General features: G+C 37.0%; 14 protein-coding genes and 2 pseudogenes. 1 reads left to right on the forward strand and 15 read right to left on the reverse strand.

Going from position 1 to position 15,440, the window contains the following annotated elements; genetic code table 11:
• Positions 1-63: 63 nt before the first annotated feature.
• The 15 genes and pseudogenes from E5358_RS01645 to E5358_RS01705 form a co-directional block, all read right to left on the reverse strand.
• Positions 64-891, reverse strand: a complete 828-nt coding sequence (locus E5358_RS01645) for a GIY-YIG nuclease family protein (RefSeq protein WP_135938628.1) — start codon at positions 889-891, stop codon at positions 64-66.
• A gap of 2 nt (positions 892-893) precedes the next feature.
• On the reverse strand, positions 894-2,246 hold the full coding sequence (locus E5358_RS01650) for a hypothetical protein (protein ID WP_277821123.1): 1,353 nt from the start codon (positions 2,244-2,246) through the stop codon (positions 894-896).
• Positions 2,247-2,413: 167 nt separating this feature from the next.
• Positions 2,414-2,704, reverse strand: coding sequence for a hypothetical protein (locus tag E5358_RS15230; protein ID WP_277821124.1), 291 nt, complete (start codon positions 2,702-2,704; stop codon positions 2,414-2,416).
• Between the two features lie 5 nt (positions 2,705-2,709).
• Positions 2,710-3,408, reverse strand: coding sequence for a toll/interleukin-1 receptor domain-containing protein (locus E5358_RS01655; RefSeq protein WP_277821125.1), 699 nt, complete (start codon positions 3,406-3,408; stop codon positions 2,710-2,712).
• 268 nt (positions 3,409-3,676) lie between these two features.
• Positions 3,677-4,939, reverse strand: a complete 1,263-nt coding sequence (locus E5358_RS01660) for an MBL fold metallo-hydrolase (RefSeq protein WP_135938629.1) — start codon at positions 4,937-4,939, stop codon at positions 3,677-3,679.
• On the reverse strand, positions 4,936-5,808 hold the full coding sequence (locus E5358_RS01665; protein ID WP_135938630.1) for a hypothetical protein: 873 nt from the start codon (positions 5,806-5,808) through the stop codon (positions 4,936-4,938). The genes E5358_RS01660 and E5358_RS01665 overlap by 4 nt, the downstream gene beginning before the upstream one ends.
• A gap of 98 nt (positions 5,809-5,906) precedes the next feature.
• Positions 5,907-7,211, reverse strand: a complete 1,305-nt coding sequence (mobV, locus tag E5358_RS01670; protein ID WP_135938631.1) for a MobV family relaxase — start codon at positions 7,209-7,211, stop codon at positions 5,907-5,909.
• Positions 7,212-7,551: 340 nt separating this feature from the next.
• Positions 7,552-8,169 (reverse strand): annotated as a pseudogene (locus E5358_RS01675) (toprim domain-containing protein); the annotation flags it as partial.
• 2 nt (positions 8,170-8,171) lie between these two features.
• Complete coding sequence (locus E5358_RS01680) at positions 8,172-8,495, reverse strand: virulence RhuM family protein (RefSeq protein ID WP_135938632.1); 324 nt, start codon at positions 8,493-8,495, stop codon at positions 8,172-8,174.
• 12 nt (positions 8,496-8,507) lie between these two features.
• Positions 8,508-8,600, reverse strand: a pseudogene (locus tag E5358_RS15235) (tyrosine recombinase); the annotation flags it as partial.
• Positions 8,601-8,825: 225 nt separating this feature from the next.
• Positions 8,826-10,499, reverse strand: coding sequence for a helix-turn-helix domain-containing protein (locus E5358_RS01685; RefSeq protein WP_168354561.1), 1,674 nt, complete (start codon positions 10,497-10,499; stop codon positions 8,826-8,828).
• 191 nt (positions 10,500-10,690) lie between these two features.
• Complete coding sequence (locus E5358_RS01690; protein ID WP_135938634.1) at positions 10,691-11,770, reverse strand: NADase-type glycan-binding domain-containing protein; 1,080 nt, start codon at positions 11,768-11,770, stop codon at positions 10,691-10,693.
• A gap of 67 nt (positions 11,771-11,837) precedes the next feature.
• Positions 11,838-13,622 carry a hypothetical protein gene (locus E5358_RS01695; protein WP_135938635.1) on the reverse strand — a complete coding sequence of 595 codons (1,785 nt, stop codon included), beginning with the start codon at positions 13,620-13,622 and terminating at the stop codon, positions 11,838-11,840.
• Positions 13,623-13,992: 370 nt separating this feature from the next.
• On the reverse strand, positions 13,993-14,580 hold the full coding sequence (locus tag E5358_RS01700) for a tyrosine-type recombinase/integrase (RefSeq protein WP_135938636.1): 588 nt from the start codon (positions 14,578-14,580) through the stop codon (positions 13,993-13,995).
• Between the two features lie 126 nt (positions 14,581-14,706).
• A complete protein-coding gene (locus E5358_RS01705; protein ID WP_135938637.1) occupies positions 14,707-15,036 on the reverse strand; it encodes an SH3 beta-barrel fold-containing protein in 330 nt (109 codons plus the stop codon).
• Between the two features lie 165 nt (positions 15,037-15,201).
• Here E5358_RS01705 and E5358_RS01710 point away from each other — a divergent pair, with 165 nt between their 5' ends.
• Positions 15,202-15,435, forward strand: a complete 234-nt coding sequence (locus E5358_RS01710; protein ID WP_135938638.1) for a hypothetical protein — start codon at positions 15,202-15,204, stop codon at positions 15,433-15,435.
• Positions 15,436-15,440: the final 5 nt, after the last annotated feature.

Below are 15,440 nucleotides of genomic sequence, written 5' to 3' on the forward strand. Positions count from 1 at the left end.
AAATAGAAGACGAATCTTATGCGAGTTGGATAATAAAGTAAACGAACTCGCGCAATATATTATTTATTCCAATTGTTTTCTATACACAGAATCCAAAGTATTTCCATCCTTGTCTTTCCAAACTAACCAACCGTTATTGCTGCTACCAATACAGAAATCGGCGGCAGTGCTTGGACTTGAAAATGTTTTGTCGGATGTCAGTCTCAATGCATCGTTTTCAAAAATTGTATATTCTTGTAGCATCTTTTCCCGCTTTTCTTTCCAGTTGAAAGACGGAACCATTGTTTTAGCAATTACACTTCCTTTTAGGACAGTAAATCCATCGGAACTGTAAAAGCCTTTTGCGTTACAACCTCTACCTTTGGTATAGAACAAATGTTCAGCCTTTGGCTGTGATATTTCAAAGATATTACAACCAATAAAGGAAGCTAAAAACTTTACATCTTCAAAGAACTCATCCATTGAGTCCTGTTGATGTTCAGGTAAATTCGGAGCTTTAGGGATTTGTTTGTTGTCACTTAGGATAAAAGCATTCGCTTTCTTGGCTTCGGCAATCGCCTTATGCTCTAAATATTGCACATCAACTTTAGTCATATCCGCATCTTTCGATACGAAGATGAGGGCCTTTTGCCAAAACGCCTTCTTGCTGTCGTGGTCTTTCACACGTTCCTTGAAATTCTCCGTCTCACCGATATATGCCTGTGGCTTGGTTGATTCATCTTCGCCCAGTAATATATAAAACGCAGGTTTTTGCAATTTCTCTTGCGTATTCAAATAAGAGAGGTTTGAACGTGGAACTACAAACATCTGGCAAATCTTGTTACTAATGAATGCGTATTGAGTTCCTTTCGGGTCTCCATCAATGAGATATGTTGTTACTGTTTTGCCCATAATTATACACCGTAATGCTTTTCTAATCGTTCTACAAGTCCATCAACTAACTGGGAATAATCCTTAAAACGAAGTTGTGACAAATTCCTTAGATTGAATCCAATAAATTTATCCACATCTTTTCTCTCTTTATTGTGGTCAGTGTCTTCTTTATATAATAATATCATGTTAGGAATCATATTGTGAGATTGTGCCACCCCCATTGCATATCCTATTTCATGATAAACATTAATGTTGGCACTACTTAAATCTGCAATAATTAAACTACATGACTGTATAGCATCCAATATTCTATCTTGAATGGAAAATGTGCTTGATTCAATGGTTCTGTCAATTCTAATAGGTCTTGGATTCAATGTTATATTGCGATGTTTAGCATTAAATGTCTCTACTGCTCGAACAATCTTTTCGTATATCAATTCACTTTGAGAATCCCCAAATTGCATTGATATGAATATTTCATTTCTTTTTGTCTGATGTATTCGCTCAAACATATTTACCAAGTTCTCTGAGCCATCGTCGGACAAATCGTCAGCATCAACAATTTTGTTTATTCCATTTTGCTTCGCCCAATACACAAAGGATTTAAGTCGATTATTATCTAATAATGCATAAAACACCATTGCACATAAGAAAGAAATATTCCCATATTCGTTTCCCTCAAATTGTTCATATTCTCGTCCAACTATATTTAAAGCTTGTTCTATGGCGTTTGCATCTTGCACCTTGTCGAGAAATGATTGATAAGTTTTCAATTGACTCTTTCTGACTTCTAATGAGTATTTTGCTCCATTGTATTGATTTTGCAAATCGCGTACTTGCAAACTATATCCATAAATATCTTTCTCCAGTGTCCTATACTCTGGTGAAGTTACATCATAATTGCTCCTAAATTTGAAATCATCTAATTTCTCTACAAGTTGATTATGCAATGTTTGAAGTTCAGCTAATTGCGAATCCAGTTTTTCATATTTTGCTTGAGTGCTTGGCAACTTTTTTTGCTCTTCTTCGCATGCCTTTTTAATTTCTGGAATAAACTTGTTAATTAATTGTACGATTCTCAAACAAACAGTACGATAATAGTCTTGGTCAATAGAATCATTAACCCTTAGCCAAGGAATCGCATTGTATCGTCCTGACTTTACTTGTTCTATTAGGCGAAGTGCAATTGGGTATTCTTTCCCTAAATTTTCTTTATCGTCAAACACATTCAAATCATGAATAATTTTCAAACTTGCCTCTTGTCTTAATGGTTCTTGCTTGAAATTTATGTTATGGAATATACCAGCTTCAAACTTGTCCGCTTGTTCTTCTGCTGAAAATATCACAGTAAAAGGCACAATAAGTTTTTTCAACTCATTTATATCTGCATTTGTTTCAGTCCAAACGCAATCATTTGGATTGTCAAAAGGTTCCAGTCTATGGTTTCCATCAACCCTAACTAATTCTGTATTTGTCCTTTTTATTAAATAGGCATGTCGTGCTCTGTACCCCTCATAAGGGAGTCTTTCACTTAAAACTTTTAATCCAGGAACAATTGAGCATCATCTCTATCTACCACATTATCAATACCGATATTTCTTGCAAAATTCTCATAGTCATATACTCTACAAGCAAGGGTTATTTCAGGGAAATACTTATATTCTCCATTTGCAAGAAACTCAACGATTTCTTTTTTATGATTGTCCAAAGCATTTCTTTGATATGAATCTGGTTTATGAGATATTGCGGCCAGATCCTTTATGGGTGCGAAACCTCTAAGCACTACATAATGATTAAATGTCTTATATATTATTCCTTCTAACTTTGCCATAATCTCTACTTGATGTTATTTATATATTTTAGAAATGTTTCTCTTTGGCGACTCCAGATCTCCTTATCCGGTAGTCCAAAATATTCTATCATTTCTTTATGTAGCGCATCTAAGGCTATAGATGAATTTATCATTTCCGCCTTTCGAGTGTCGCACAGCCAACCTATTTCATCGAAATCCACATCCGGTAAAAGATATAATCGTACGTTGCTGTCATAAGCCCATACTGCCCCCATTTCATTAATACAGATTTCGCTAGCCTTATATTTTTTAGAAATTATCAAAAACGCATAATCTACATTTTGAATATTCGTTTGTATGTGTTTGCGAATATCTTCACCGTTTCTTACTCCCATTTCTTCAATAGAAGTGCAAAATATGTCTTCTGCTTTTATTCCTATACCGAGTTGTAAGATGTGATCAACAAATTTTTCAATAATATCCTTATCCTTAGACGAATGGCTTATGAAAGTTCGTTTACTGTTTACATTTTTCTTTTCTAAAGAAACGATACAGTCAACAATAGCTTCAATAGCACTTAAATGTATAATTTTGTCATTATCATATTGCTCTATATGTTTCTGTAATAACTGGGATATTGTTGGATATTTGACTTTGGTGTTTTCTACTAAAGACAACAAATTTGTCTCTAATAGTTTTATATCACCATTAATGTCGTAATCAGTGTAAAGAACCCCACACATTTTATAGTTATATCTGGAAGAGTCTTATAACCTCTTTAAGCATAGGAGGTTCGGAAGAATGGCAGAAATTTGGGTAACGAATTGGCAACCGTGCCTATTTCTGCGCTTTGCTTTGAGTTGCTTAACAAGACCTATCGTCTTAGTGCAAAGGTAATATATTTTTCTGAAAGAATGAACTATTGACACCAATATTGTAACATTTCATCAGCAATAGGTAAATGTGTCATCCGTTGATGAAGATTATGAGCATCAGAGATTTGAAGTATTTTTATTGTATTGATATAGATATATTTTCGATAGTGGTATTCCCCTCATGAAATATTTTGTATTTTGAGATATCGGGCAAAGATTCATACTCTGAGTATTTATCCTTGTGAATTGGTATCACACCTATACGGGGATTGACAACATTGCAAACCTCAGCCAAAGTATGCACATCAGCGTGCCCGCTGGTGTGTACTCCGTTTTTAGTTCCATCAAATACGCGTCCTTCGAAAAAGTTTCGGATTGTTATTATGTTTTTGTTGGCATAATCTCTATTATCTTCCGTATATCCTCCCCACATGGAATATATCAACCAAGATTTTTCATCATTATAAATATCCATCATTCTTTCAACTAAAGGTAAACTGCTTGCACGTATAAGCATCAAGAAACCTTCTCGAATTAATTTCTTCTTTACATTTTCCGTTTTGAAGTTGATTAATCTGAAAGGATTAAACCTGTATAAGACAGTGTGTTTCCCTGCATATTTTGAGAATATATCAAGCACTTTATTTTGGTATTCATCAACAACGAATACCCGACCTGTATCTTTACATGATGCATTGAATGAGGCAAGTCTGTCTATATCAGTAGAAGAACACAATGCAAAGACATATTTATGCTCTTTCAATATATCGGTTACATTGCGCTGAAGTTCATTCTCCGACACCACCTGTTCCTGTTTTCTGCCAAGCATTGTCCCCTCTGTAATTAGAATATCAACCGTGCCAACATATTTTTCCAATGTCGGAATCAGACCTTTGCCAAGATAGCCATGCTTACGGAAATCTCCCGTATGAAGAATCGTTTTCCCCTCACACTCTATTGTTAGCATATATGCGTCAAATGCCGAATGACTGACGAAATATGGAGTAACGAATATCTCACCTTTACCACCTACATCAATACGACGGTTAGCATAGTATGGCAACATAGTTTTGGTAGCTTTAATATGCTGGCTATAATCACCATATTCATTCAATGTCTCATATTTACAAAGCATTACCTCTTTTGCCCCAGCTCCTATGTATTGTTTGATTTTGGACGGAATAAGGTGGTGCAAGCCAACGTGGTCTCCATGGTAATGCGTATAGAAAACAGCATCGGCATTTTCTGCTATATCTTTAATTTGCTCTTCTGAAAGTTCTTCTTTTTTGCTCCCAGGCAGGTTACTGCCGAAATCAATCAATATCTTACAGTTTCCTGAAGAAATTGTAGTGATGCAACCTCCTATCTGATTAGCCCCTCTATGAATGGTAATTTTCATTCTAAAGTCATTCGTAAATCAAAGTACTTTACTAATGGTTCGCCCAGACCTATTCTTCTGGCTTCGCATATCGCAATTTCAGCTTGTCGTTCTAATCGGATTTGTTCTTCTTCTCCTCGAAAAGCCAATATAATCATCATTTTAGGCTTCAAGGATAGCTTCAAATCCTTTTTCTCTCCACAGATAAGCCCCAAGTGCGATTTTATATCAATTATATTTTCTACATCGCATTTGAGATCATTGAGAACCTCCGGTTTATCTATTATGTCTTTGGTTTTCCTTATATGGTCTATAATGCCGGACTTACCCTCTGTCGCCTCTGTTCCTACTTTTAATTCTGTTAGATAAATGTCGTTTGTGCCCTCCTCGTTAGACTGTGTGTCAATGACGATAAGGTCTATTCTCGTTTTACTGACCCTATCCTCATTCTTTACTGTTTCCTGAGAAAATTGCCACTCCATATCAACGACAAGAAAACGCTTGTCAAAACTACGATTGCCTAATGCGATATTCTGTTGAACACCAAACTCAAGCCCCATCTTATGTTTGTGTACAAGACTTTTTGCCTGCTTAAAATATTTACGCAATTCATCGGTATGTTTGAGTGTTTCCAATAGAAAATCGGTCTCAAATGACACGGACGGTGATTTGCTGTTTTTATAGTATTGCTCATCCAAGGGCTTTACTGTATAATTATCTTTATCTATATAATTAATGGTAAGTATTTTACCCTTTCTATAATACACCATAACCTCATTCCCCTTTCTGATTTCAAAGGATAATTCAGGGTCTTCTTTAATTACATTGAACAACTTTTTCAGCACTCCTGATTGATATGCTTTGATATGTTCGTCTGTTATTTTCCGCATAATTCTTGATTATTTGATATAGTCCATAGATATGCCATAATGCAAAAGTACAAAAAGTCCGTGATATGTCATTTAACTATCACGGACTTTATTTTGATTTACAGCTTCATACCTCTATTTTGTCTCGGGGGCGGTATTCCGATGGCTTCTCTAAACTCGTTCATCTTCTTTCTGAACCAGCTTACGTGTGATACTCCGTCAATCTTGAAATCAAACTTTCCGTTTTCATCCTCCTTGATGGCGCATACGGAACGTTGTGTCTCAAAACTTCGGCTGAACTCCGAAGAATATAGTTTGCCTTTCATGCTGACCTCCTTGAATGCGCATAGTCTTCTTATGATACCGTCATCGAAACCTAACCGCTCTCGCAGGAAGTTTATCATCGGCATCAGTTTCTCCACATACGGGAAATAGCGTTTGACAAAATCCACGAACTCGGACTGCTTGCGGTGTCGCTGTTCATATGCATTCGTTATCTCCTGTATGTGCCTTACATGTTGCTGTTCCTTCTGCCGGGCTTCTTCTTCAAGTTCAGATACACGCTCATGCAGATTCCTGTTCTCCCTCTCCAATGTCCTGACCTTGTTGCTGCCGAAAAGAGAACCGACACTCTCGGCAATGTTGGCGGCTGCGGTAGTGGCTGCCCCTTTCAGCTTCTCGGTCTGTATCTCCCTTTTCATCTGTCGTAGTTCCTCCTGTGCCGTTTCCCTGCGGTCTTGAAGTTGCCCTATATCCGCCTGTAACTGCTCTGTCTGCTGCACCAAATCACGGTAATACTGTTGTGTGGAGATGTGTTTCGCCTCCGAACCGTCTATGCCACGTTGCAATCCGTATCTTTCCATGGCTTGGGCATAGCTGTCCTGATAGGCTTTGAGCTTCTGACGGGTCATGATGTCATCGGCACAAAGTCTTGCTCCGTCGGTCGGCTTCCTGCGGTAGCGTTTCTTCGCCTGTTCCTCCCGTTTCCTGCGCTTGCGTTCTCCCCTGACAATGGGGACAAGTGTGGCGTGTATATGCGGTGTCTGTTTGTCCATGTGCAGGACTGCCGACACGATATTCTCCTTGCCGAACGTGTCGGCGAGGTATCTCAGATTGTCGCCGCACCATTCATCAAGTCTTCCATCGTTGGTGATACGTTCCATATCCTCGTGGGTTCCCGTAAGCAGGATACGGATCGCCCTCACTTGGTTGCTGCCGATTTTGCGTGCCAGCCCTGCGGTATCCAACCGGTGCTGTATGGCTTGTGTCCTGTTTACAATGCCATCGGGAAAACTTATCAGTTCCCGATTGAGATGCGTCCTGTCGGCATCGGCATTTTTCGGTCGGATGGTGCGCTCTATGTGCGCAGACATGGCGGCATCCGTTCCGCTTGTTTTCTCCATGTGCAATACTGCGTAGCCCATAGTATATCCTTTCTTTTTTAACTTGTGAAACAATGATTGATAATTATTCTTACACGGCTTTTGCCGTTGGTCGGAGAGTCCAGAGAGGTGCAACCACTTTGGCTTATTGGGGAATTTTCAGCGTTGCTTGCAATGCGGCTCGGAAATATCGTGCAAGGTGAGAGCAATCAAACTTGTTTGAATTGCCGAACCGCAGCCGATATTGCGAGAGAAAATTCCCTAATAAGCTACTACGGTATTTTCCATTGGTAAATATCCGTGCGGCTGCAAGCATCCTCCCTCCTTACATCTTCAGCCCCCGTTTCTTCGGTGGCTGCATCATCCGCCTTGCGGATTGGACTTACCGCTCCTGTTTCATCTGCTCTGCCGATTGGAAAAAAGACTTTCCGCACAGGTAATCGTTCAGGTCCTTATACCCGTGATAGTTGTGGGAGAAGTCCCGGATGCGTCCGGAAAACTCAATTTCCAAATCCCGGTACGCTTTTCTTCCTGCCTCGTCATTGTCGAGCAGGCAGTGGATGCGTTCATATTCGTACAGCACGTCAATGGCTTTGGAAACATTGGCTACCGAATTGAGGATGACATAATCCTGCCTGTCAAGGTCAGGCACGGTCGGGCAGTTCCTTATCCTCAACGTGAGGAAGGAGAGATAGTCCGTCATGCCCTCGAATACCAGACATTTTTCCCTTGGTTCTCCCTGCTGCCGGATGTGGCTGATGTCCTTCGGGGCTATGCAGCCCTTGAAAAACTCGTTGCGCACCTCGTAGCCTCCTGCGACATTTGGAAAGCCGATGGCGAAATAGGGTTTGCCGTTGTTTATAAAATGTAATTCCTTGCATTCAGGCTTTGCTAATGCGGTATCTATCCCACGCTCCTGCAAGTAACGGAGCAATGCCGGATGCGCGAGTTCTCGCACCTCTAAATACCGGAAGCATGGTTCGGACGCCTGTTGGCTAAACTTTACTCTTTTCGCAAGCACAGTCTTTTAAGAATGGCATTGCGCACCTGCTCCGCACCGAAAGTATTGATACGGAAAGCAAGGGCGATGACGGCTTTAAGGTTGTAAACCTCCGCGCTGCATTTGTCAGACAGGCGGATGGTGCGCTTTATCTCGTGTTCCCCCACAACTCTGCTTTTGCATAGTGCCCTTATACCTGCACGGAATGTCGGGGCGACAACCCCGAACAGCTCGCAGATTTCCCACTCGGTCATGGCAATGGAGCCTGTATCGGTCGGCAGGGCGATATTGCCCCGTCCGTCCATCGTGATGATATTGCGTTTCATGGCTTTGACTTATTAGGTGGTTACACTTCCGAATGATGCGTTCAACTTGTTCCCGAACATTGTGAGGTCGCTGTCAAGCTTCTGCGTGGTTATCTTCGCGTACACTAACATCTAAAGTTGCACAATTATAGATATACTATCAAAGTTATACAACGTATCATTGATTATCAACGATATATACAATATTTTCAATTACTAGGGCACTTTTTTAAAGGCACAATTATTAAAAATAGTTGAGGTCAACATCCTAAATAATAGGTGAATTTCTTAATTTCAAATGAATTAATTTGAAATTATATCTCAACTAATTTGGTGTAGAGATACGAAATTTTACTGTGTAACTCCATCTAAGTTTATTATATCAAATATTTCATTTGGATGGTCAATGGTGCATACCTCAGAATTTTCTTTTAGCTCATTATTACCCCACAGACAACCCACAAAGTGTACCCCATATTCTTGGCAAGCTGTGTAATCGTCAGCCTCATCACCAATATATAATATGTTTGATTTGGATACGCTGTGAGTTTGTATAATGCAGTCTAATGCAACTTGCATTACCTTTTTCTTTCGTGCTAGATTCTCCATAGGATAACCTTGCCGATACCCATGCACATTTTCCAATGGAATGTTGAGGTTAAAGTACTGGATAACCTTTTTAATGGTAGATCCAACATTACCACTCACTACATATATAATATGGTGTTCCGAAAGTTGCTCAATAACTTCTTTAATTCCCTCAAATATGGAAAATTCAGAGATATGTTTCTGAACCTCTCTATAATTATTTCCGTATTGTTTGGCTAAGGTTGAGTCTACTAGCGTCATATCCCAATCAAATATTATAATCTTTGGTGTTGATAATTCATCTTCAAATCTCATCAATTCACCAAACATATATATGTGTTTAGCCCTCAATAAATCATAGTTAATGCCAAGTTCTTTTTTATAGAGTAAGGCAAGTTGGCAAGATTTTAATATTTTGCCCATACAGTTCACCCCTTGCCAAACTCCTATATGATTGATTTTATTTCGCTCTTTCATTTTTATCTTATCCAGTTCTTTCTGAGATAAGGTAGGGTTTGACATTTCTACCCACTTTTCAATAATAGCCCTTTTTTCTTCCAACTCTACATTGGACATACCCCAAAATAAAGAAGTATCACTATTCCTTTGATGTGTTGAATTTTCAATGATATATGCAGTACGAGGGATAGAACACAGTATTTCAGCAAACTGCTTATTCTTTTTTATCTTCTGCCATACACACCACTTCATCCACTCTACATTAAATGAATTCCAATCCTTGCGTAATAGTTCCTTATGGTGTCTTGTTATTACCGCTCTTATACCTTTTTTGGCATCATAGCCACTTTTTGCATTTAATAATTGTTCTTGTATTGCTATATGTTGAGGTGTGTTGAGGCTGAATAGCCCACAAATATATAAAGCCTCTGAATTTGAAAATAATTTGCCATTACATTCAAAAGGATATGATACGCACATATTCCCTAAATCAATATCAATGCCATCTCTTTCATCCTCTGACTTACGGAAACTCCAACAATCATATTTAGTACAATCAATAGTCTCATGTTTGAATAAATCTATATTGCACAAATCTGAATCAATCATATACTGCTGATTTCTCCGTTCTTCCTTTTGTATGTTTTTTGCCATTTGTGGCAATCCAATAATCAATGGCTCATATTTCTTTAACCAGTTTAGCAAGCTACGATATGATGTAATGTGTGTTATCTCATTCCCAAATTGGAGATAACCATTAACACCATTATTCAGTATTGAAACATTCTCCGAGAGTTCGTCAATAGAAACATTCAAAACATCAGCAATGAGTTTTAGTGTATTCTGCGTAAGTTTTTGTTTCCCCCTAATAATACGATTTATAGTGCCAGCTGCCATGCCACATTTATCGGCTAAATCAGATTGAGACATATTTTGTTCTTTGAGTATAGCCTTTATATTATTTATCGCTGTTTCCATCTTATTGAAGTTAGAGGCTGCAAAGTTAATAATATTATCAATTATTACATTCACTTTTGATGACATTGTCATAAAAATGAAAGTCGCTACAGTCTCATCAGGCTATAGCGACTCTTAGAATGTTATTTATATGCTTATTATCAGCAAGTTATGTTATTTTCTCAATATTCACTTACTTGCAAAGGTGAATATTAGAGGTATCTATCAGATACTTTGCGATAATAATAGCCATTGCCATACTCCAAACGTTGATTGTTTATGTCCATATCTATATAAGTGTCTCCACAATAAATTGTATTTCCACTTATACGATAGGCACCTTTGGCTACGGTTGTTCCACAATCTGTTGCTACTAATTGCTGACTTTCTCTATCAATGCAAACTTTTGCATTGACTCTCACTGCCCCCAAAGCCGTTGAAACAGTTGTGTTAAGTTCCCATATACCATTAATCCATTCAGGCCCCATCCGCTCTTCATCTAAACGCATTTGATTTTCTTCGGCTTCTTCTCGTATCCATTCTTCATTGTTGGCAAGTTGTTCATTCGTTTCTAACTTACCAGTTCCAATACTGTTGCCATAAACCTTAAACTCAGAGATACACAAATCATTCCATTTTCGACCGAAATAATATCCATCGCTATTTTTTGTTGAGAATATTAGACCTATTTTATTTGTTGGCTTGGAATTATCAAAGTTGGGACTTACAACTAAACTTTGAGATTCAACAGTATCTTTTAATTTTCCTCTGTAAATTATATCGCTCTCATTGGGAAATTCCTCTACCATATAATCTACCCTATAAACAGTAATCCATGCAGCACGAGTGTTATTAAAGAAAGAAGCCTCATCCTTTCCATATCCATTAACAATCACCACTTCACTAACTGTATTGCAATTTACAGTAAAAATAGGTCCAAACAAAGCATCACAATCATAGATAGGACTATCAAGGTTTACTGCCCAAGCCGTTTTTATATTGTCATCTATAAGATTATCTGCTGTGTATTTAGCAACTTTACTGGATGGCAAATAATATCCACATTCTGCTTTGGATATACTAATTTCGTGTGCATTAGTTTGAAACTCACTTTTTTCATCTTTTGAATCATTAGACTCCTCTATTTCTATTGGAATAGAGTTGTTCTTTTTTGAAGATAATGTATGGAAATATAAACCAAAGCCGAATGCAATAACGACTATAACCAAAGTAGCAAATATCCAAAACGCACTTATTACATTCTTTTGCGATTGTTGCCTTTGTTGACTCATAATTTATTTTTTTATAAAATGTGTGATATAAAAATTTTATTTGCCAATACCATCTCCATTCACGTTGTTAAAACGATGTTGAACGAAGAAAATATCCAGTCCTTATCATATTAATCACGTCTAAATACAATTCACGAGGATATCGAGAAGTTGCATTTATCCAATCTCCTGTACGATAATCCCTATAACCCGATTTTATAAGTTTTCCATTATTATCAAATGACATAATTATATTTTCTTGACCATCTTCCTCAATAGACCAATTACCTATAGGTTTTCCGTCTGCATTGTATTCACCAGAGCATTTTACTAAAAAATTATCTTTATAGAATATTTTTTTTAATTTTCCATTTTCAAAGGTTCCACAAAAATAACTGCGACGTGGCCTATTTAGATTTCCTATGGATATGTCGAATTTTACAGGTAGGCCATTTTCATTAAAGAATATTTCGCTATGAATACCATCGTCATAAGTGCCAGCAGGAATATCCCAAGTCCATAATCCTACTTGTTTGTTATTTTTAAAATATCCCTTAGCGTTAGCATTTGTGCCATAAGGGCCTTGTGCTTTTCGAGAAAATGAAAATTTCCCTTCAAAAATTCTACTGCCATCAAGTGCTTCTTTGTACTGATAATTTGCAATACCATCTACTGCACTATAATTTTCGCCATAACCAAAACCTTTTAATTTGAAATCTCCATTATATGTTTTTAAGTTATTATCAAAAGTAATAGACTCCAAAAATAAATCTTCTAGCGTACCATATTTCACAAGAACATTGGGGTCATACGCAAAATAAAATGACACAACATTACTGATATGTCTAATTTCGAAATAGGTTTGGTGGCTTTTCTGTCGTTTTATTTCGTTTTTTGCCTCTTGCTCTTGTACTAATTTTGTGTCCAACTCAGTCCAAGACATTGTCGGATGTGTAAAGAAATAATGCTGTGCTGCCTTTCCGAATTTATACTCTTCATCGTCATTACTTCCTGATATCGTTTCTTTATTCCTTTCCATTTGTTTATCATTAAACCCCGACTCTGCAAGTATATATAATGTATCAACGGGAATCTTTAGCTTCTCTGATATTATATTTGCACTTTCGTTTAAATCATTTGACAAATAATACCAGTAGTAATTACCATTTATCTTCACTGTATAAAGTCCAGCTTGTTTGAGTCGTTTTCTTAGAGAATTAATTTGTTCTTGTGTAAAAAAAACTCTTTGGGAAGCTGATGTTAATAGAGATATATCATTACTTAGTACATTTTCTTTATTACTGCTGGGTTCGGAAAGCATATACTCGGCAAACATATATAATGTATCAACTGGAATTTTTAGTTCCTGCGATAAGCTATTTACTCCTTCGTCTGAAATGTTAAACAACTTTTGCCAAAAAGATTTATCATTTGTATTTACTACTATATGAAGACCAGCTAGTTTGAATCGCTTTCTTAGAGAATATATTTGTTCTTGCGTTAAATGCTCTTTTTTAGAAGCATTACGACTATCTTGGGCAAATAATAAAGATGGTGTTAGCAGAAATATCAATATAAAAAATGCACTACAAAGTTCCTTGATTTTATCAATATAAGTATGATGTTTGTCATATTGGGGTTTGCTTCCTTTATAAGTAAATTCCGCTTTAACATCATTACTATCAATCATGATGTTTTTTGTTAAAGTTTCAACTCCACCTTTAGGGAGTGTTGCCGTTCTTTCTTCAAGAATACGACCATCTTTCTTTTGTATTAATTGAAACGTTCCAATAGGTGCATTACAATTAGGACAATTAACTAAATCGTTATCGTCAAAAAAAACACCGCATTCATCACATTCAAATTGTGCCATAGTAAATTTACATTGCATCTATGGCTCTGTAATGCAATTTAATTGTAAATGATTGAAGCCACACAAAGAAAGTGGAGCCATATTTCCACATATCTTATTGGAGTGGCCCTAGGAAAGCCAAGAATACAGATAAGTGAAACGGACTCCACTTTGACTGTATATCAAGGTTGTTGATAATACAAGCCAAAGAGAGCATCATTCACCTTCATTCTGTATTCTATTGGTTGAAATTTCCTAGGTTTCTCCAATACGAATGAAGCGAAAACGCTTTCTATGTATGTCTGCACACCCCTAGTGGGTTTGCAGATGCAAAGTTTGCAATTTTCCGTGAAAGATGCTCTATATATGGCTATTATTTAATAGGTGCTACCTAAAAATCCAGTAAATCGTATGTTTCTAAAAGTTCTTTTTCTCGTAATCCAAGGTAGATTTTTGTAATTGCTACACTGGAATGGTTGAATAATTCTGAAAGTTTCACCAGTGCCATCTGTGCATTTTCGCCACTACTTTCAAAAACTTTCCTACCAAAAGCCTTCCTCAACGAGTGGCAGGAAAAGTTATCTATCTTGATATTATATTGCCTCTTTATCTCTTTCAATCGTACATTGATACGCTGTGTGGACATCACCATATTTTTCCTACTAAGAAAACAAGCCTCATCCATATTTTTTATTTCAAGTGCCTCAAAACACTGTTGGATATGCTTTTGAAAGTCTGAATTGATTTTAATGATTCTACGTTTCCCTGTCTTTTGCTCATTTATAACAAACATATCATTCTGCAATAACATTGCCCATGTGAGCTTTCTAAGGTCTGACACACGAATTCCAAAGAAACAACCACAACCAATAAAAAGACTCATTCTGTAATCGCTATCTCTGTATAACTTACGAATGAGGTTTAACATAACATTCCAATCAAGATAATCTGCTGTTGTATGGCTATTTCTTACGCTCATTTTCGTGGGTTTTAATTGTTAGTGAATGATATTATTATCAATATTGATGTAATTAGTTGATATTTAGATTATATTCAAATTTATGAATTAGTGAATGTTGGGGGAGGCAGCCCTCCCCTTAAATGCTTAGAATACTTGTATCAAGTTTTCCCAACGGAATGAACGCCATTGTCCACATTCTACATCAAAATATGCTGTGGTGGCATACATTTCCCTGCTTACGCCTCTGCCATTTATTTTAGCATTGGCAATGTTGCTTTGGGTTGTTCCCCACGCTTCCCTATAGCTGCCATCTTTCTTCTTGAATATAAAATGTGCTATACCGTTAGCCAGTTTGGTTTTAAGAAGGTCTATCATCATTGCCTTCATCATTCCCATTTCGCTTGATTCTGTACGCGTTGCTATCACTGTTGCTCTGTTTGCTGTTGCGTTGTTTATTACTATTGCGTTTACCATTTCTATGATGTTTTATTTGTTATTATTTTGTTTGACAATGCAAAGATAGGCATTTATTTAGTATATGCCAAATATCTACAGCTAAAGAAAGCTAAAGATGTTCATTTATTTAATTTATGCCTAATTTTTCGTACCTTTGTAGCCGTTATACCTAAATAAATGTGTATGGACAAAATCAAACAAGAAAGAAAAGTAATACATCTTCAACTGGATAATGAACATTTTTATTATGGCAGTATTGCCTCACTGTTTGAAGATTACGATGAGGCTAAATTAGGCTTCAGCTATTATAAGGTGAAAAATTTTTTGGGAAAACTTGGAGTAATGGAAAATGAAAAATGTACTATTAGACAAGGATTGCTAAAGACCAAACAAGGAGAAAGGGGACGAAAGAAATAGATGAG

The organism is Palleniella muris (genome assembly GCF_004792655.1).
GTDB lineage: Bacteria > Bacteroidota > Bacteroidia > Bacteroidales > Bacteroidaceae > Prevotella > Prevotella muris_A.